At 73.0% G+C, this 18,699-nt stretch carries 18 protein-coding genes and 1 tRNA gene; 10 read left to right on the top strand and 9 right to left on the bottom strand.

Annotation, left to right across the window (positions count from 1 at the left end):
- The first annotated feature begins 28 nt into the window (after nt 1-28).
- From AB0F03_RS06975 to AB0F03_RS06985, 3 genes are all read left to right on the top strand, one after another.
- Complete coding sequence (locus tag AB0F03_RS06975) at nt 29-976, top strand: ROK family protein (protein ID WP_361987519.1); 948 nt, start codon at nt 29-31, stop codon at nt 974-976.
- Between the two features lie 110 nt (nt 977-1,086).
- A complete protein-coding gene (gene nagA / locus AB0F03_RS06980) occupies nt 1,087-2,214 on the top strand; it encodes an N-acetylglucosamine-6-phosphate deacetylase (protein ID WP_361987521.1) in 1,128 nt (375 codons plus the stop codon).
- A gap of 114 nt (nt 2,215-2,328) precedes the next feature.
- A complete protein-coding gene (locus tag AB0F03_RS06985; RefSeq protein ID WP_361987283.1) occupies nt 2,329-3,258 on the top strand; it encodes a 1-phosphofructokinase family hexose kinase in 930 nt (309 codons plus the stop codon).
- Nucleotides 3,259-3,289: 31 nt separating this feature from the next.
- Here AB0F03_RS06985 and AB0F03_RS06990 read toward each other — a convergent pair whose 3' ends face one another.
- Nucleotides 3,290-4,243 (bottom strand): carbohydrate-binding protein, encoded by a 954-nt coding sequence (locus AB0F03_RS06990; protein WP_361987285.1) that lies wholly within the window; start codon nt 4,241-4,243, stop codon nt 3,290-3,292.
- Between the two features lie 119 nt (nt 4,244-4,362).
- The gene (cdgB, locus tag AB0F03_RS06995; RefSeq protein WP_361987287.1) at nt 4,363-6,021 is read right to left on the bottom strand and encodes a diguanylate cyclase CdgB; all 1,659 of its coding nucleotides are present in this window, start codon (nt 6,019-6,021) and stop codon (nt 4,363-4,365) included.
- 397 nt (nt 6,022-6,418) lie between these two features.
- Here cdgB and AB0F03_RS07000 point away from each other — a divergent pair, with 397 nt between their 5' ends.
- Nucleotides 6,419-6,988, top strand: a complete 570-nt coding sequence (locus AB0F03_RS07000) for a flavin reductase family protein (RefSeq protein ID WP_361987523.1) — start codon at nt 6,419-6,421, stop codon at nt 6,986-6,988.
- 64 nt (nt 6,989-7,052) lie between these two features.
- A complete protein-coding gene (locus AB0F03_RS07005) occupies nt 7,053-7,511 on the top strand; it encodes a GNAT family N-acetyltransferase (protein ID WP_361987289.1) in 459 nt (152 codons plus the stop codon).
- Between the two features lie 40 nt (nt 7,512-7,551).
- Here the strand turns inward: AB0F03_RS07005 and arfB are convergent, their stop codons facing one another.
- A complete protein-coding gene (gene arfB / locus AB0F03_RS07010; RefSeq protein ID WP_361987291.1) occupies nt 7,552-7,989 on the bottom strand; it encodes an alternative ribosome rescue aminoacyl-tRNA hydrolase ArfB in 438 nt (145 codons plus the stop codon).
- Between the two features lie 177 nt (nt 7,990-8,166).
- On the opposite strand from arfB, the gene AB0F03_RS07015 reads away from it, so the two are divergent.
- Entirely contained in the window at nt 8,167-8,742 is a 576-nt protein-coding gene (locus AB0F03_RS07015; protein ID WP_361987293.1) for a TerD family protein, read from the top strand.
- A gap of 69 nt (nt 8,743-8,811) precedes the next feature.
- Here AB0F03_RS07015 and AB0F03_RS07020 read toward each other — a convergent pair whose 3' ends face one another.
- Nucleotides 8,812-10,203 (bottom strand): M1 family metallopeptidase, encoded by a 1,392-nt coding sequence (locus AB0F03_RS07020; protein WP_361987295.1) that lies wholly within the window; start codon nt 10,201-10,203, stop codon nt 8,812-8,814.
- Nucleotides 10,204-10,274: 71 nt separating this feature from the next.
- Here AB0F03_RS07020 and AB0F03_RS07025 point away from each other — a divergent pair, with 71 nt between their 5' ends.
- Entirely contained in the window at nt 10,275-10,775 is a 501-nt protein-coding gene (locus AB0F03_RS07025; protein WP_361987297.1) for a hypothetical protein, read from the top strand.
- A gap of 9 nt (nt 10,776-10,784) precedes the next feature.
- Here AB0F03_RS07025 and AB0F03_RS07030 read toward each other — a convergent pair whose 3' ends face one another.
- On the bottom strand, nt 10,785-11,489 hold the full coding sequence (locus AB0F03_RS07030) for a pentapeptide repeat-containing protein (RefSeq protein WP_361987298.1): 705 nt from the start codon (nt 11,487-11,489) through the stop codon (nt 10,785-10,787).
- A gap of 135 nt (nt 11,490-11,624) precedes the next feature.
- Between AB0F03_RS07030 and AB0F03_RS07035 the strand changes: the two genes are divergently transcribed.
- Together AB0F03_RS07035 and AB0F03_RS07040 are read left to right on the top strand one after the other, a co-directional pair.
- Entirely contained in the window at nt 11,625-12,785 is a 1,161-nt protein-coding gene (locus AB0F03_RS07035; RefSeq protein WP_361987300.1) for an FAD-dependent oxidoreductase, read from the top strand.
- A 120-nt stretch (nt 12,786-12,905) separates the two neighbouring features.
- Entirely contained in the window at nt 12,906-14,423 is a 1,518-nt protein-coding gene (locus AB0F03_RS07040; RefSeq protein ID WP_361987302.1) for an MFS transporter, read from the top strand.
- Between the two features lie 22 nt (nt 14,424-14,445).
- On the opposite strand, the gene AB0F03_RS07045 is transcribed toward AB0F03_RS07040, so the two are convergent.
- The 4 genes from AB0F03_RS07045 to AB0F03_RS07060 all read right to left on the bottom strand — a co-directional run bounded on the left by AB0F03_RS07045 (nt 14,446) and on the right by AB0F03_RS07060 (nt 17,236).
- Nucleotides 14,446-14,928 (bottom strand): GNAT family N-acetyltransferase, encoded by a 483-nt coding sequence (locus AB0F03_RS07045; RefSeq protein WP_361987304.1) that lies wholly within the window; start codon nt 14,926-14,928, stop codon nt 14,446-14,448.
- 32 nt (nt 14,929-14,960) lie between these two features.
- Nucleotides 14,961-16,367 (bottom strand): FAD-dependent oxidoreductase, encoded by a 1,407-nt coding sequence (locus AB0F03_RS07050; protein ID WP_361987306.1) that lies wholly within the window; start codon nt 16,365-16,367, stop codon nt 14,961-14,963.
- 10 nt (nt 16,368-16,377) lie between these two features.
- Complete coding sequence (locus AB0F03_RS07055) at nt 16,378-17,031, bottom strand: rhomboid-like protein (RefSeq protein ID WP_361987308.1); 654 nt, start codon at nt 17,029-17,031, stop codon at nt 16,378-16,380.
- 130 nt (nt 17,032-17,161) lie between these two features.
- A tRNA-Thr gene (locus AB0F03_RS07060) sits at nt 17,162-17,236 on the bottom strand.
- Nucleotides 17,237-17,455: 219 nt separating this feature from the next.
- Between AB0F03_RS07060 and msiK the strand changes: the two genes are divergently transcribed.
- Entirely contained in the window at nt 17,456-18,592 is a 1,137-nt protein-coding gene (gene msiK, locus AB0F03_RS07065) for a diacetylchitobiose ABC transporter ATP-binding protein MsiK (RefSeq protein ID WP_361987310.1), read from the top strand.
- Nucleotides 18,593-18,699: the final 107 nt, after the last annotated feature.

Below are 18,699 nucleotides of genomic sequence, written 5' to 3' on the forward strand. Positions count from 1 at the left end.
GGGTGGGAGGGTCACACTAGGGCCCGTGGTGAGACATGTCATCGCCCTCGACGTGGGCGGTACCGGAATGAAGGCCGCCCTCATCGGTGACGACGGCGCCCTGCTGCACCGCGCCCGCCGCGCCACCGGCCGCGAGCGCGGCACGGAGGCGGTGATCGAAGGCATCCTCGCCTTCGCCGCCGACCTGCGCGCCCACGGTGTCGAGCACTACGGCGCACCGGCCGCCGCGGCCGGTATCGCCGTCCCCGGCATCGTCGACGACGCCCGGGGCACCGCCGTCTACTCCGCCAACCTCGGCTGGAAGGACGTACCCCTGCGGGCCCTGCTCACCGACCGGCTCGGGATGCCCGTCGCCCTCGGCCACGACGTGCGCACCGGCGGGCTCGCCGAGGGCCGCATCGGCGCGGGCCGGGGCGCGGACCGGTTCCTGTTCGTGCCGCTCGGCACCGGGATCGCCGGCGCCATCGGCATCGACGGCCGAGTGGAGGCCGGCGCGGACGGCTTCGCGGGCGAGATCGGCCACATCCGCGTACGCCCCCAGGGCGTCGCCTGCCCCTGCGGGCAGTACGGCTGCCTGGAGCGCTACGCCTCCGCGTCCGCCGTCAGCGCGGCATGGGCCGCCGCCTGCGGGAACCCGGACGCGGACGCCGCGGACTGCGCCCGGGCCGTCGTGTCCGGCGACCCGAACGCCGTCCGGGTCTGGCAGGAGGCGGTGGACGCGCTCGCCGACGGTCTGGTCACCGCGCTCACCCTGCTGAACCCCCGCACCATGATCATCGGTGGCGGGCTCGCCGAAGCGGGGGAAGTGTTGTTCCAGCCGCTGCGGGACGCCGTCCGGCAGCGGGTCACCTTCCAGAAACTGCCCACCATCGTCCCCGCCGCCCTCGGCGACAGCGCCGGCTGCCTGGGCGCCGGCCTGCTCGCCCGGGACCTGCTGACGACCACCACTCCCACGACTCCGGAGGTAAGCACCTGATGGCAACCGAGCGGGAAACTCCGGCCCCGGACAGCGCCCCGCGGGGGACGCGGGACGGCGGGGACGCGCGGCCCGGCCGCGGGGCGCGCTCAGCCACGGCGGACCCGCAGGTGCTCACCGGCGCACACGTGGTGCTCCCCACCGGAACCGTGCGCGACGGCCGGCTGGCCGTGGACGGCACCCGCATCACCGCCACCGCCCCGGCCGGCGCCCGGGTCATCGACGTCACCGGCCACTGGCTGGTGCCCGGCTTCGTCGACATCCACAACCACGGCGGCGGCGGCGCCGCCTTCTCCGGCACCGCCGAGGAGATCCTCACCGCCGTCCACACCCACCGGCGGCACGGCACCACCACCCTCGTCGCCTCCATGGTCACCGACGAGATGGACCTGCTCGCCCGCCAGGCCGGCCTGCTCAGCGAACTGGCCGAGCAGGGCGAGATCGCCGGCATCCACTTCGAGGGACCCTTCATCGCGCCGTGCCGCAAGGGCGCGCACGCCGAGGACCTGCTGCGCGACCCCGACCCGGCGGACGTCCGCAAACTGATCGACGCGGCGCGCGGCAAGGCCAAGATGGTCACCCTCGCCACCGAATTGCCGGGCGGCATCGACTCCGTACGGCTGCTCGCCGAGCACGGGGTGATCGCGGCGATCGGCCACACGGACGCCAGTTACGAGCAGACGGTGGAGGCCATCGACGCGGGGGCCACGGTCGCCACCCACCTCTTCAACGCCATGCCCGGCCTGAACCACCGCACCCCCGGCCCCATCGCCGCCCTGCTGGAGGACGAGCGGGTCACGGTGGAGCTGATCAACGACGGCACGCACCTGCACCCCGCCGCGCTGGAGCTGGCCTTCCGGCACGCCGGTGCCGACCGGGTCGCGTTCATCACCGACGCCATGGACGCGGCCGGCATCGGCGACGGCCGCTACATGCTGGGCCCCATGGAGGTCGAGGTCAGCGACGGCGTGGCCCGGCTCGTGCACGGCGGCTCGATCGCCGGTTCGACCCTCACCCTGGACCGCGCGTTCCGGCGGGCGGTCACCGTCGACCGGCTGCCGGTGGAGGACGCGGTCACCGCCCTGTCCGCCAACCCGGCCCGGCTGCTGGGCCTCTCCGACCGCATCGGCTCCCTGGAGCCCGGCAAGGACGCCGACCTGGTCCTGCTGGACGCCGGCTTCCACGTGAAGGGCGTCATGCGCCGGGGCGAATGGGTGGTAGCTCCCCAACTGCCCTGATCCGCAACCCCGTCGGGGAGACGGCCGGCGCCCGCGCACTGGGCCGGCCGCCGTCTGTTTGGCATGATCGTGTCCCCGGAAACCGCGCAGGGACATCGAGGGAGGTCGGCCCGGGTGATCCTCACGGTCACGCTGAACACCGCTCTCGACCTCACCTATCGGGTGCCGTCGCTGCGCCCGCACACCTCGCACCGGGTCTCGGAGGTCGTAGAGCGGCCCGGCGGCAAGGGCGTGAACGTGGCCCGGGTGCTGGCCGCGCTCGGGCACGAGGTGACGGTCACCGGGTTCGCGGGCGGCCCCACCGGACAGGTGCTGCGGGAACGGCTCGCGGACACGCCCGGGCCGGTGGACGCGCTGGTGCCGGTCGCCGGGGCGACCCGGCGCACCGTCGCGGTCGTGGACGAGCGGTCCGGCGACACCACCCAGCTCAACGAACCGGGCCCGCAGATCGCCCCGGCCGAGTGGGGCACCTTCCTGGACCGCTACGAGGAACTGCTGGCCGGGGCCGCGGCGGTGGCGCTGTGCGGCAGCCTGCCGCCGGGGGTGCCGGTGGGGGCGTACGCGACGCTCGTACGGACCGCGCGCGCCCTCGGTGTGCCCGTCCTGCTGGACACCGGCGGCGAGCCGCTGCGCCGCGGCGTCGCCGCGCGCCCCGACGTCATCAAGCCCAACGCCGACGAACTGGCCGAGCTCACCGGATCCCACGAGCCGTCACGCGCCACCCAGGACGCCCGCAGACGGGGCGCCCGCGCGGTCGTGGCCTCCCTCGGCGCGGACGGCCTGCTCGCCGTCACCCCCGAGGGCCGCTGGCGTGCCGCCCCGCCCGCCCGCGTCCACGGCAACCCGACCGGCGCGGGCGACGCGGCGGTGGCCGGCCTGCTCTCGGGCCTGGTGGAGAACCTCCCCTGGCCGGCCCGCCTGACCCGAGCGGTAGCCCTCGCGACCGCAACGGTCCACGCACCCACAGCGGGCGACTACGACCCCACGCTCTACGCGGAACTGCTGCAACGGGTGGCGGTGACGGGGGAGTTCAGCGCGGCCTAGGCGCGGCGGCGTACCGCCGGGCGGTACCGGCTCAGCTCGTGACCCGGCCCTTCTTGATCCACATCTGGTCGATCAGGATGTTGCACTTGTCACCGGGCTGGCAGGAGACGGCGATCGTGTTGGACCCCTTCTGGAGGGTCGGCCACACGTAGGAATTGGTCCAGCCCTTGTCGAAGGCACCGTCGGGGGCGCTGCGCCAGTTCTTCAGGCCCAGCTTGCCGCCGAAGGGCTTGCCGTTGACGGTGACCGTCATCGACTGGTCCTCGCCGGTGGCGCTGTAGTTCACGAAGAGGGTGTACGGGCCGTCCTCGGGGATGTCGCTGACCGTCCAGGTCACCGAGGCACCGACCTGGTTCAGCCCGCCCACGTAGCTGCCGTCCGCGGACCGGGCCCCGGAGACGTCCGAGGCTCCGGCGGCACCGCCGGCCAGCTGGAGGCTCTTGTCGGCGCCGTCCACCTTCGGCAGCTCGCCCGCGGTCGGTTTCCCGCTGCCCGTCGGGCTCGGGGAGTGGGACTGCGACTGATGGGGGGACGTTCCCGCCCGGTCGCCGGACTTGTCGTCGTCCGTGTGGCCGTTGATCATCGCGATGCCGATGCCGATGACGACCGCGGCGACCACCGCGACCGCGCCGATCAGCAGGCCCTTGGTGTTCGGGCCGCGCCGGCCGGACGTGGGCGGCGCCGGCGGGCGGCCGGCCGGTGCGCCGCCGGGCAGCGTCTCGGGGGCCTGGTAGTGGGCGCTCGGCTGACCGTGGGGGCCCTGCTGCGGCGCGCCCTGACCGTACGCGGCCTGCGGCGGCTGGCCGTACGACACCTGCTGGCCGTAGGTGCGCTCGCCGACCGCGCGGACCCTGCTGACCGAGTTCGGATAGCCGTAACCGCCGCCGGAGGGCGGCTGGGCTCCCCGGGCCTGGCCGTCTGCGTACAGGTAGCCGAACGGGTCGTCGTCCTCGGGCGGGCTCGCGCCGTTGTCGCCGGGCGTCATCCCTTGGGTACTCCTCAACAGGTGCGGGCGTATGCGGTACGGGTTCGGAATGGCGAGCCTACCCGCTCTGACTCGCCCGAACGGGTGACCCGGACCGCATCAACGCGCTGACCTGCGGGTCATCCGGCGCGGCGATGTTGTTTGGGACGAGATCGTTTCTCTACGTACATCCGCTCGTCAGCGGACTTCAGCACCTCGTCCGCCGTCATGCCGCAGTGCGCCCAGCCGATGCCGAAGCTCGCGCCCACCCGGACCGCCCGGCCCTCGGCGCGGATCGGCTGGATGATCTCGTTGCGCAGCCGTACGGCGAGGTCCTGGGCGTCGGCCAGGCCGAGGCCGTCGGCGAGGATCACGAACTCGTCGCCGCCGAGCCGGGCGACCGTGTCACCGTCCCGGACGCCGTTGCTCAGCCGCCGGGCCACCTCGATGAGGACCGCGTCACCCGCGTTGTGCCCGAAGCGGTCGTTGATCGACTTGAAGCCGTCGAGGTCGCAGAAGAGGACCGCGAGGCCCTTGGTGCCGTCGTCGCGGCCCTCCTCGGGGGCGGCGGTGTGCACATGGTGGTCGTAGGCGTCGTACGCCTCCGCACCCGGCGCGAAGTCGAAGCCGTGTCCGGCCGGCGCGTCGAAGGCCGGGTGGCCGTAGGCCGCGTCCAGGGACTCCAGGGCGCCCGCCTGCGCGGGCCGCCGGCAGAGCCGGGCCGCCAGGCGCGAGCGCAGCTCGGCGGAGTTCGGCAGGCCGGTCAGCGAGTCGTGGGAGGCGCGGTGGGCGAGCTGGAGCTCGCGGCGCTTGCGTTCCTCTATGTCCTCGACGTGGCTGAGCAGGAAGCGGGGGCCGTCGGCGGCGTCCGCGACGACGCTGTTGCGCAGGGACACCCACACGTACGTGCCGTCCCGCCGGCCGAGCCGCAGTTCCGCCCGCCCGCCCTCGGCGGAGGTGCGCAGCAGGGTGCCGATGTCCTCGGGGTGGACGAGGTCGGCGAAGGAGTAGCGGCGCATCGCGGAGGCCGGCCGGCCCAGCAGCCGGCACAGGGCGTCGTTGGTGCGCAGGATGCGGCCGTGCTGGTCGCCGCCCATCTCGGCGATGGCCATGCCCGAGGGGGCGTACTCGAAGGCCTGCCGGAAGGACTCCTCGCTGGCGCGCAGGGCCTGCTGCTCGCGCTCCAGGCGGACCAGGGCGCGCTGCATGTTGGCCCGCAGGCGCGCGTTGCTGATCGCGATGGCGGCCTGGAAGGCGTACATCTGCAACGCCTCGCGGCCCCAGGCGCCGGGACGGCGGCCGTTGCGCGGGCGGTCGACGGATATGACACCGAGCAGGTCGCCGCAGGAGCCGCCCTGCACGCCCGGGGTGTACATGGGTGCGAAGAGCCGGTCGGAGGGGTGCCACTCGTCCTCGAAGCGCGGCGCGGGTCCGTCGGTGTACCACTGGGGGACGTCGTCGTCGTCGAGGACCCAGCCCTCGGTGTGCGGTATGAACACGAGGTCGCCCCAGCGTTCGCCCATGCCCAGCCGCCGGTCCCAGGACTCCCGGGAGCCGGCCCGGCCGGTGATCAGGGCCTCGGCGGCGGAGTTCCCGGAGAAGGCGGCGACGACGAGGTCCCCGCCGTCGGGGCGCACCAGGTTGACGGCCGCCATCTCGTACCCCAGGGCGCCCACGACACCGTCCGCGACGGTCTGCAACGTGTCCGCCAGGCTGCGTGCCGTGTTCATGTCGGCCATGACCTGGTGCAGCTGTCGCAGGGACGCAAGACGGACATACGGCTCCGACTCGGCCTCCATGCTCGCCCTCCCCCCGAGACCTCGCAGCGAATCAAGGGTTTGTCTTCGGCGCTTCCTTACGATGGTTCTCGCGTTGGCTCCGACGTGTACGCGTACGGCTTCCCGCCACTGAATCACAGCGCGCTGCCCACTCGGTACACAGGGTCAACAATTACTGCCTCCTGTGACTCAAGTCACAGAAGAACGTGAACAATTGAGTGGAGTTTCTGCGTTTCTCCCGTGCGTATCCCGAACACGGAGTGTGCGGTCGCGCTGCCATCATGCACGACCCGTGCACGCGCCGTGCACGGCCGGTGCACGGCCGGTGCACGCCCGTGTGCGCCGCTGGTCCTAGGACCCGGCTCGGGCGGAGGGCCGATGCGCCCGGCGCGGCGGGGCCACTAGCGTTTCCGGCGTGCTGAAGACTCCCTCCCCCATCACCCCCCTGCCTCCCGGGCATGCTGAGGGGGTGAGCAACGACGAGTTCCGGGCCGCGATGTCCCGGCTGGCCGCGGGCGTAGTGCTGGTCACCGCGCAGGAACCGCCGCTCGACCCTGACGACCCCGACGCGCCGGGCATGGAGGACGTCGGCATGACCGCCACCGCCTTCATGTCGGTCTCCCTCGACCCGCCGCTGGTCCTGGTCAGCCTGCGCGAGGGCTCCCGCATGGACGATCTGCTCGCCGAGCAGCCGCTGTGGGCGGTGTCGGTCCTCGCCGAGAACCAGCGGCACGTCGCGGGCCGCTTCGCCATGAAGGGCCGCATCAGCGACCGGCTGCTCTTCGAGGACATCCCCTGCGTCCGCGGCGAGGTCACCGGCGCCCCGCTGGTCGGGGGCGCGCTGGCCACCCTGGAGTGCCGTTCCGAGCAGCGGGTGGCCGCCGGGGACCACACGCTGGTCGTCGGCCGGGTCCTCACCGCGCAAGTGCCCAGCACGGAGGGCGGCCCGCTGCTGTACTTCCGCGGCCGATACCGGCAACTGGACTGAGCCGGGTATTGCGCCGCCGTGAATTCCATGGCCCGGGGGAAAGGGGAATGCCTAGGGTGCGGGGATGACACCGCGTCTTGAAGAAGTGACACCGGAGAACTTCGACACCGCCGTGGGTATCCGCGTCCACCCCGGGCAGGAACACGCCGTCAGCCCCGTCGTCACCTCCCTCGCCGAGGCGTACGTCCATCCCGCCGGTGTCGCGTGGCCCCGCCTGATCGTCGACGGCGACCGCGCGGTCGGCTTCCTGATGGCCTTCTTCGGCATCGACTGGCACGGCGACGGCAGCGTGCACCGCTCCGGGCTGTGGCGGCTGAACATCGCGGCGGACGCCCAGGGCCGCGGGTACGGCCGCTTCGCCGTCGACGCGGTGGCCGCGGAGATCCGCCGCCGCGGCGGAAGGGAACTCCACGTCAGCTGGCACCCCGGCCCGACGGGCCCCGAGGACTTCTACCTCCGCCTGGGCTTCCGGAGGACCGGGGAGACGAGCGGGGGCCAGACGGTGGGCGTCCTGGCACTGTGACCGTCCCGGTGGCATCCGGCCGGCGGGGCAGGGGGCCCGGCTAGCCCCAGTCCCGGCCCGTGCGGCCGCGCTTGGTCTGGGCGCGCTGCTTCTTCTCCCGCAGCCGGCGTTCGTTGATGCCGCGCGGGACGCGCGTCGCCCTGCGGGGTTTCGGCGGCGGCGCGGTGGCCTCGGCGAGGAGGGCGGCCAGGCGTACGGCGGCGGTCTCGCGGTTGCGCCACTGGGAGCGGTGCTCGGAGGCCCGTACGGACAGCACCCCGTCGACGAGGCGGCCGGCGAGCCGCTGGAGCGCCCGCTCCTTCCACACGGCGGGCAGCGCCTCGGTCGCGGCCAGGTCGAAGCGCAGCTCCACTTGCGAGTCGCTGGTGTTGACGTGCTGGCCGCCGGGCCCGGAGGACCTGGAGAAACGCCACGTCAGCTCGGCCTCGGGAAGCGAGACCGAGCCGCGGATGAGATAGGGCCCGGACATGTATGCCATGTTCCCGGTCCCGCAGGGTGCACGTCACCTGGATTTCCGGTTCGGTAAAAAAGGTAAAGGGATCCGGAACCACCGGGACACCCCTCGACGTTGTTCCGGGTGACGGTAGCTTCGTCGGTAGCTTCGTCGGCACAGATGTGCATGTCTGCACGGTTAACTAGGGAAGGGACTCCCAACATGGCAGTAAGCCTGTCCAAGGGTGGCAACGTCTCGCTCACCAAGGAGGCTCCGGGCCTGACGGCCGTCACCGTGGGCCTCGGCTGGGACGTCCGCACCACCACCGGCACGGATTTCGACCTGGACGCCTCCGCGATCGCGGTCAACGGAGAGGGCAAGGTCTACTCGGACGCCCACTTCGTCTTCTTCAACAACAAGCAGACCCCGGACAGCTCCATCGTCCACACGGGCGACAACCGCACGGGCGAGGGCTCCGGCGACGACGAGGCGATCAACGTCAACCTGGCCGCGCTCCCGGCCGACATCGACAAGATCGTCTTCCCGGTCTCCATCTACGACGCCGAGAACCGCGGCCAGAACTTCGGCCAGGTCCGCAACGCCTACATCCGCATCGTCAACCAGGCCGGCGGCACCGAGATCGCGCGCTACGACCTCTCGGAGGACGCGGCCACCGAGACGGCCATGGTCTTCGGCGAGCTGTACCGCAACGGCGCGGAGTGGAAGTTCCGTGCGGTGGGCCAGGGTTACGCCTCGGGCCTGGTGGGCATCGCCCAGGACTTCGGCGTGAACGTCTGACGCCCTCCGCGTGTCCGCCGGGACCGGTGGCGTCGCCCTTCCCGGGCGCACGCCGCCGGCGCCGCGCGCTCAGGGGTGGCGCGGCTTGCCGTCCCCGTACAGCCAGTCCTTCCAGATCTCGCCGAAGTCCTTGTCCGGGGCCTTCTTCTCCACGTACGCGGTGAACTGGGCGGTGCTCGCGGTGCCGTGGCGGTGTGCGGCGGCCCAGCCCTGGATGATGTCGTAGAAGGTGTCGTCGCCGGTCGTGCGGCGGATCTTCTCCAGGACCATCGCGCCGCGCTGGTAGACGGGGCTGTCGGAGATGTGCGCGGCGCTGGACGGCTTCGCCGGGGGGAAGGCCCAGATCTCCTCGTGGTCCCCGTCGTAGAGGCGGGTGAAGGTCTTCCGGGTGCTGGGGCCGCCGTGGTCCTCGTCGTACAGCCACTGCGCGTAGGTGGCGAAGCCCTCGTTGAGCCACATGTCCCGCCAGGACGCGGGGGTGACCGAGTCGCCGTACCACTGGTGGGCGAGTTCGTGCACGAGGGTGGAGGTGTCGGGGGCGCCGGGGAAGACGGGGCGCGTCTGGGTCTCCAGGGCGTACCCGGCGTCGTCCGGGCGGTCGACGATCGCGCCGGTGGAGGAGAAGGGGTACGGCCCGAAGTTGTACTCCTCCCACGCGATGATGTCCGGGATCTTCGCGAGCACCTTGGCGCTCGCCCCGGCCTGGGCGGGATCGACCGCGGTGACGACGGGCAGGCCGTGCGGGCCGGTGGCGCGGGTGATGTCGTAGTGGCCGATCGCGACGGTGGCGAGGTAGCCGGCCATGGGCTGGGCGGTGTGCCAGTGGTAGGCCGTACGGCCGCCCTTCGTACTCCGGTCCGTCAGCTCGCCGTTGGACACGGCCTGGAGGCCCTTCGGCACGGTGACGGTGATGTCGTAGGACGCCTTGTCGGCGGGGTGGTGGTTGCCGGGGAACCAGGCCATGGAGCCGACCGGTTCGCCGAGGCCGAGGGCGCCGTCGGCGGTGGGCAGCCAGCCCTCCTCGGAGCCGTCGGGGTCGGTGAGGGTGCGCGGGGTGCCCGAGTAGCGCACGGTCGTGCGGAACGTCTCACCCTCGCTGAGGCCGTCGTGCGGGCGGACGGTGAGTTCCTGGCCGCCGCGGCTCCAGCGGGCCCCCCTGCCCTCGACGGTGACCGAGTCGACGTGCAGCCCGGCCAGGTCGAGGTCGAACGCGGACAGGTCCTGGGTGGCCCGGGCGGTGATGACGGCCGTGCCGGTGAGATGGCGGGTGTCCGGGGTGTAGTCCAGCGTGAGGGCGTAGTGGCCGACGTCGTAGCCGCCGTTGCCGGCCTGGGGGAAGTACGGGTCGTGCACGCCGGATCCGCCCGCGGTGCCCTGGGTGCCGCCGTCGCACGCGGTGCCGGTGACGGCGAGGAGAAGCAGGGCGGCGACGGCCGGGACACAACGCACGGATCTGGACATGTCAGTGATCCTAGAGGGGCGGAGCACACCGCGAACCGGCTCGGGCGGAGCGCCGTGACACCATCTCTTCCGTGCTCGACATCGGCTACGCCCTCTCCAACCGGTTCCCGGACCCGCCGCAGACCGACTACCGCCGCGCGGACGTCCACGCGCTGCGGCACGACCTGTTCTGCGGGGACGTGTACCTCGCGGACACCGAGGCGGACCGGGAGCTGTCCACAGCCTGGGGATGGGTGCCGGTGCTGGACTTCGCGTGGGCGCTGTGCGACATCGTGGAGCGGCTGGACCGGGACCCGATGGGCTCCCGCGCCGCCCGCCCGCAGCGGGCCGAACTGGACTTCACCGAGTCCAGCGACGCGCTGCTCTTCGAGCGCCGCTTCGGCTGGGTGGAGATCACCTCCGACTGGCAGCCGGCCGAGGAGTCCCCGCTGACCTTCGCGCACACCGAACTCAGGCGCGAGGCCCGCGACTTCCTGCACGACCTGATCGCGGACCTCACCGACCTCCACGAGGACCTGGCGGAGAACCCGGCCGTCTGGACCCTCCAGGCCCGCTTCCCGCGGGTGCCGTGACCCTGCGGCTCAGCCCTCGACCCGGATCCCCAGACCCGCCGCCAGCGCCGGAGCCAGGTCCAGCAGCTGACCGGTGCTGATGACCGCCCCCGAGAGGCGGTCCAGGCCGCGGGCCACGTCCAGGGGGGCGGCGCCGCGCAGGTCCACGTCCGTCAGGGTCGCGCCACCGAAGTCGGCGCCCCGCAGCGCGCAGTCGGTGAACTCCACCCGCTCCAGCCGCGCACCGGCGAAGTCCGGCTCGACCAGCACACAGGACTCGAAGACGACGTCCTTCAGCCGGGCCTCGCGCAGGTTCAGGTAGTCGATCTTGCCGCCGCGGATCACGACCCGTTCCAGCACCGCGCCGTGCAGCTGGGTGCCGCCCAGGCGCGGGTCGGCCAGCTCCACGTCGCGGAACGTGGCCTCGGCGAACTGCGTGCCGACACCCCGCAGCCCGGTCAGCACCGAGTCCAGCACGCGGGCCCGGCCCAGCGCCGTGCCGTCCACCACGCAGCCCGTCAGCGCGCAGTCCATGAACCGGGCGCCCCTGCCGTCCTGCCCGGCCAGGTCCAGGTCCCGGAACTCCAGCCCGTCATAGTCACCGTTCGGCTCCAACTCCGGCCCGGCCCACGGCTCCAGGGCCGGCAGCCGCACCTCCGGCCGCCGCGCGCCGCGCACCGCTGCCCGTACCCCTGCCCGCTCCGCCGGCCCGCCGCCCGCCGCTCGTCTCACCATGCCCCCATGCTGCACCCCGCCACTGACAACCGCCCGGACCGGACGGCCACCGGGCGGCGGCCGGCGCCGATGTCACGTTCCGCCGGGCCGGGCCGTCGTACAGGCGGATCAGGTGAACCGACCCGGGGAGACCCCATGCACCGCATCACCGTCATCGGCGGCGGCTTCGCCGGACTCACCGCCGCGATCACCGCGGCCGAGGCAGGCGCCAGGGTCACCGTGTACGAGGCCCACCACATGCTGGGCGGCCGGGCCCGCACCGCGGCGGGACCGTACCGGACCGGCGAGGGACCGCACTCCTTCCACGCCGGCGGCCCGCACTGGGCCTGGCTGCGGCAGCGGGAGCTGACCGGCCCCCTCGCCGCCCTGCCGCCCCTGGAGGCCACCCGGCTGCGGCTGCGCCACCACGGCGTCCTGCGCCGCACCCCGCCCTTCGCGCTGCTCAAGCTGCTGCGGCCCCGGCTCGGCCCGGCCCCCGTCGACGCCGACTTCCTCGGCTGGGCCACCCGGATCGCCGGCGAGGAGGGCGCCCGGGCCGCCGCCCACCACGCGGCGGCGATCCTGTTCCACCACGACCCGGGCAGCCTGTCGGCCGCGTTCGTGCAGGAGCGCCTGCGCCGGGCCACCGCGCTGCCACCGGAGGCGCACCACCCGCGCGGCGGTTGGGGCGCGGTCGTCGACCGGATGGCGGCGCGGGCCTGGAACATGGGCGTGCGGATCGAGACCGGGGCCCGGCTGGACGACCTGCCGGGCGGCTCCCCCGTCGTCGTCGCCACCTCCCTGCCCGCCGCCCGGCGCCTGCTGCGCGACCCCGCGCTGACCTGGCCCAGCGGCCGTACCGTCCTGCTCGACCTCGCCCTGCGCACCCGGCGCGGGGACGCCTGCGCCGTGGGCGACCTGGACGCGCCCGGCCGGCTGGAGCGGTTCACGGCGCGGGACCCGGCCCTCGCCCCGGCCGGGGAACAGCTGCTCCAGGGCCAGTTCCCGGTCGGGCCCGGCGAGACCCGGGCCGACGGGCTCGCCCGCGCCGGACACCTGCTCGACCTGGCGTTCCGGGGCTGGCGGGAGCGGGTGACCTGGCGGCGGGTGGCCCTGGCGGACGGCCGTACGGGAGCCGTGGACCCGCCGGGCCGCACCTGGCGGGACCGGCCCGCCGTGGACCGCGGCGACGGGGTCTACCTCGCGGGCGACCAGGTGGCCGCCCCGGGCGTGCTGTCGGAGGTGTCCTTCAACAGCGCGGTGACCGCGGTGTCCCTGATCCTCGGCCGGCCCGCCCGCGACCTCAAGAAGGCCTGAGCAGGCCCGGACAGGCATGAACAGGCCCGAGCAGGTCCGGGCAGGCCGTCACCGAGGAGAAGCCGGGGCCGCCGCCCTCACCCGGGTGCGGCCCCTCCCGATCCGTGGTGTCCTGGCGAGATGAGTGCCGGCCGCACGGGTGAGCCCCCGGCGGCGCCGGTCACCCCGGCGGACGGAGCCGATCCGCACCGCTGGTGGGGGCTCGTCGTCATCGCCCTCGCGCAGCTCATGGTCGTCCTCGACGCGACGATCGTGAACATCGCGCTGCCCTCCGCCCAGCACGCCCTGCACATGTCCGACGGCAACCGGCAGTGGGTGATCACCGCCTACACCCTCGCCTTCGGCGGACTGCTCCTGCTCGGCGGCCGGATCGCGGACCTCATCGGCCGCAAACGCAGCTTCGTCATCGGGCTCGTCGGCTTCGCCGTCGCCTCGGCGCTCGGCGGCGCGGCCACCGGCTCCGGCACGCTCTTCGGCGCCCGCGCGCTCCAGGGCGCCTTCGCCGCCCTCCTCGCCCCGTCCGCGCTGTCCCTGCTGACCACGACGTTCACCGACCCGCGCGAGCGCGGCAAGGCGTTCGGCATCTACGGCGCCCTCGCCGGCAGCGGCTCCGCGATCGGGTTCATCGTCGGCGGCCTGCTCACCGAGTACCTGAACTGGCGCTGGTGCCTGTACGTCAACGTGCCCATCGCGATCGCCGCCGTCCTCGGGGCCCTGGCCCTGCTCCACGACCGTCCCGGCCACGCCGGCGTCCGCCTCGACGTACCCGGTGCCGTCCTCGGCTGCGGCGGACTGGTGGCGATCGTCTACGGCTTCAGCGAGGCCGAACCGCGCGGCTGGACCGACCCGCTGGTCCTCGCCCTGTTCGCGGCCGGTGTCCTCCTGCTCACCGCGTTCGTCCGGTGGCAGGCCCGGGCGCCCAGCCCGCTCCTGCCGCTGCACATCATCCGGGACCGCGACCGCGCGGGCTGCTTCCTCACCATGATGCTCGCGGTGATCGGCATGTTCGGGCTGTTCCTGTTCATGACCTACTACCTCCAGGACATCCTCGGCTACTCGCCCGTGCGGGCCGGGCTGGCCTTCCTGCCGCTGACCGCCGCGATCATCACCGGATCCACCCAGATCTCCGCGCGCCTGCTGCACCGCGTGGCACCACGCCTGCTCATGGTGCCGGGCATGCTGCTCGCCGCCGCCGGCCTGCTGCTCCTGACCCGGATGACCGTCCACTCCACGTACACCGGCGAGATCCTCCCCGCCCTGCTGCTGCTGGGCCTCGGCATGGGCCTGACCTTCATGCCGGTGTTCGCCACCGCCACCGCCGGCGTCGCACCCCGCGACGCCGGCGTGACCTCCGCGACTGTCAACACCTCGCAGCAGGTCGGCGGCTCCATCGGTACGGCGCTGCTCAACACGGTCGCCACCACCAGCAGCGCCGGCTACATCGCCGCGCATCTGCGCAGCCCGGCCGGCCGGGCCACCGTCGTCCCGGCGGGCGTGGTGCACGGCTACACGGTCGCCATCGGGTGGGCGGCCGTCGTCATGTTCCTGGCGGGCCTGGTGGCGGGCCTCATGGTGACGGCCGGGGCGCCCGGGTACGGGACACCGGCCGACGCGCCGGTACCGGAGTCGGTGCCCTGACCGGCCTGGCCGGCAGCGCGGCTCAGCGGCCGGACCCGGCGAGTCCCGCCAGCGCCCCGTCCGTGAGCCGGTACACCGTCCACTCGTCCTGCGGGCGGGCGCCGAGCGCCTCGTAGAAGCCGATCGCGGGCCGGTTCCAGTTCAGCACCGCCCACTCCAGCCGCTCGTAGCCGCGCTCCACGCAGATGCGCGCCAGCTCGGCCAGCAGGGCCCGGCCGTGCCCGGCGCCGCGCGCGGAGGGACGGACGTACAGGTCCTCCAGGTAGATGCCGTGCACCCCGCGCCATGTGGAGAAGTTCAGGAACCACAGCGCGAAACCGACCGGCTCCCCGCTCACGTCGTCCACGGCCAGGTGCGCGAAGGCGGCCGGCCGCTCCCCGAACAGCGCCTCCCGCAACTGCCCGGCATCGGCCCGCACCTCCTCCAGCGCCTTCTCGTACTCGGCCAGTTCACGGACGAGGGCGTGGATGACGGGGACGTCGGCGGGGGTCGCGGTGCGAATCATGGGGGGAGGTTAACCGGCCGGTCGCCCGGGTCTCAGTGCCGTCCCGCCACCCGGTCCGCCACCTTGGCCAGGCGGGAGGACTCCGTCCCGGGACGGAGGCGTTCGCGCTGGTCGGCGGCGCGGTAGGTGGCGTACATGCCCTGGACGCCGAGCCAGCGGAAGGGTTCCGGCTCCCATCGGCGGACCTTGTGGTTCACCCAGGGCAGGTCCGTCAGTTCGGTGCGGCCGCCCTGGCCGGAGTCCTGCTGGACCAGGTCGCGCAGGGTACGGGCGGCCAGGTTGGCGGTGGCGACGCCGGAGCCGACGTATCCGCCCGCCCAGCCGAGGCCGGTGGAGCGGTCCAGGGTGACGGTGGCGCACCAGTCGCGCGGGACGCCCAGCACCCCCGACCAGGCGTGGGCCACCCGCGTGCCCGCAAGGGAGGGGAAGAAGCGGGTGAGGATCTCCCGCAGGGCCTCGACGGTCGCCTCCTGGGTGCGGCCGTCGTTGTCGGTGCGCGAGCCGAAGCGGTACGGCACCCCGCGCCCGCCGAGCGCGATCCGGCCGTCGGCGGTGCGCTGGGCGTACATGTAGGCGTGGGCCATGTCGCCGAGGGTCTCCCGGCCGTCCCAGCCGATCGCCGCCCACTGCTCCGCCGTCAGCGGCTCGGTGGCGATCATGGACGAGTTCATCGGCAGCCAGGTCCGCCGCTGGCCCTTGAGGGAGGCCGTGAAGCCCTCGGTGCAGCGCAGGACGTAGGGGGCGCGGACGGTGCCGTACGGGGTCACGGCGTGCTTGGGCCGGATCTCCGTCACCGGTGTCGACTCGTGGATGGTCACGCCGAGCGCCTCCACCGCCGCGGCGAGCCCCTTGGCCAGTTTCACCGGGTGCAGCCGGGCCCCGTGCGGCGTCCAGGCCGAGCCGACCGCGTCCGCGACCCGGATCCGCGCGGCCGTCTCCCGGGCGCCGTACAGCTCCCGGTCCGTCTCGCCGTACGCCAGCTCGTGCTCGTGGAAGGCCCGCAGCCGCGCCAGCTGGGCCGGTGTGGTCGCCACCTCCAGGACGCCGCCCCGGTGCACGTCGGCGTCGATGCCCTCGGCGCCGGCCACCGCGACGACCTCGGCCACGGTGTGGTTCATCGCCTTCTGCAAGCGCACGGCGGCCTCCCGGCCGTGCAGCTTCGCGTACCGGTCCCGGCCCGCGATGCCGTTGTAGAGCCAGCCGCCGTTGCGGCCGGAGGCGCCGTAGCCGCAGAACTTCTGCTCCAGGACGGTGATCCGCAGGAAGGGGGCCGCCTTCTTCAGGTAGTACGCCGTCCACAGGCCCGTGTATCCGCCGCCGACGATGACGACGTCCGCGGAGGCGTCCTGGGACAGCGGCTCCCGTACCGCCGGAAGACCGTCGTCCGCGTACCAGAAGGAGATCCCGCCGTTCACGACACTGCTCGCCGAGCTGCTCATGGCCGGGACGTTAACCCCTGAGCCCGGCCAGTGTCTCCTTCGGATTCCATGCTTTTCCACGGCCCCTGACCAGCGGATAGCAGGCGAGCCCGATCAGCGCCGCCACGAAGTGACCGAAATCGGTGAACGTCGGGGCGGCCGCCAGCGGCAGCCCGAACACGGCCAGCACCGCCACCAGGTACCCGTAGCGCCAGGGCACCGCGATCCGGTACCCGAGCACCGCGATCACCCCCGCCAGCGCATAGCTCACCCCGATGTCCAGGGTGTCGAACGCCGAGCGCGGAGCGATGCCCTCCCGGATCGCCTTCAGCAGCACCCCCTCGCTGACCAGCGAGGCCAGGACGTGCGCGAGCACACAGACCGCCAGCCAGCGGACCGTCCCCAGCCACCGCTCGGCCGGCGCGTGGAACACCGTGTACAGGAAGAGGTACGGCACCCAGTTCCCGCCCTCGATCCACAGCGCGCTCACCACCAGCACCCGCACCGGACTGCGCGCCAGCTCGTGCAGGTTCGTCGACCGGTGCCGCAGGAAGTGCTGCTCGAACTCCGGCGGCATGTGGTGCAGGACGACCGTCGTGACGAACAGGATCCCCAGCCACACGTACGTGCCGGGAGCACCGCGGACGTACGCCCGCACCTTGCGCACACCCCGCCGACATCGCATGCACCGATTCAGCCACAGCCGGCATCGCCCGGCACGTGATCGACATCCCCGGCGATCCCCGGCACACCTCCCGGCCCCACCGGCCGGACACGAGAAAAGCCCAGGCGGGAAAGGCCGCCTGGACTGTCGGAGCCCCCTGTCGGATTCGAACCGACGACCTACGCATTACAAGTGCGTTGCTCTGGCCGGACTGAGCTAAGGAGGCCTGCACGCGCGCGTGGCGGCGCCGTGCCAGTGCAGTGTACCCAGGTCCCGGAGCGGCTCCACGGGGAATTTTCCCGAAGTTCACAGGGGCGCGGGTACTGACAGAGCGAGTGAACGCCGGGTACCGTCTCGATCCGGTTCACTCACGTGGACCACACCAACCACCTTCCTACAACGGATCGTCCGGCACGTTCCTGCCGGTAGAAGGGGTCCATTCACCATGGCCACTGTCACGTTCGACAAGGCGACCCGGATCTACCCGGGTTCCACCAAGCCCGCCGTCGACTCGCTGGAGATCGCGATCGAGGACGGCGAGTTCCTCGTCCTGGTCGGCCCGTCGGGTTGCGGCAAGTCCACCTCCCTGCGGATGCTCGCGGGTCTGGAGGACGTCAACGGCGGCGCCATCCGCATCGGTGACCGCGACGTCACGCACCTGCCGCCCAAGGACCGGGACATCGCCATGGTGTTCCAGAACTACGCCCTGTACCCGCACATGACGGTCGCCGACAACATGGGCTTCGCGCTCAAGATCGCCGGTGTCAACAAGGCGGAGATCCGGCAGAAGGTCGAGGAGGCCGCGAAGATCCTCGACCTCAGCGAGTACCTGGACCGCAAGCCGAAGGCGCTCTCCGGCGGTCAGCGCCAGCGTGTCGCCATGGGCCGCGCGATCGTGCGTGAGCCGCAGGTCTTCCTCATGGACGAGCCGCTGTCCAACCTGGACGCCAAGCTCCGCGTCTCCACCCGTACGCAGATCGCCTCCCTCCAGCGCCGCCTCGGCATCACCACCGTGTACGTCACCCACGACCAGGTCGAGGCCATGACGATGGGCGACCGCGTGGCGGTCCTCAAGGACGGTCTGCTCCAGCAGGTCGACTCGCCGCGGAACATGTACGACAAGCCCGCGAACCTCTTCGTCGCCGGCTTCATCGGCTCGCCCGCCATGAACCTGGTCGAGGTGCCGATCACCGACGGCGGCGTGAAGTTCGGCAACAGCGTGGTCCCCGTCAACCGGGACGCGCTGAAGGCCGCCTCCGACAAGGGTGACCGCACGGTGACCGTCGGCGTCCGTCCCGAGCACTTCGACGTGGTCGAGCTGGGCGGCGGCGCCGCCACGGCCCTGACGAAGGACAGCGCGGACGCGCCGGCCGGTCTGGCCGTCTCCGTGAACGTCGTCGAGGAGCTGGGCGCCGACGGCTACGTCTACGGCACCGCCGAGGTCGGCGGCGAGGTCAAGGACCTGGTCGTCCGCGTCAACGGACGCCAGGTGCCGGACAAGGGCGCCACGCTGCACGTCGTGCCGCGGCCGGGCGAGATCCACGTGTTCTCCACGTCCACCGGTGAGCGGCTGACCGACTGACGGCACCACTCGTACGGCAGGGGCCCCGCGCGCACGGCGTGCGGGGCCCCTGCCGCGTGCGGGGGGCGATACCCCGGCGCAGTGGTCATTCCGGGCGGCGGGCGTCA

Origin of the sequence: Streptomyces sp. NPDC028722 (assembly GCF_040637655.1) — a bacterium.
GTDB lineage: Bacteria > Actinomycetota > Actinomycetes > Streptomycetales > Streptomycetaceae > Streptomyces.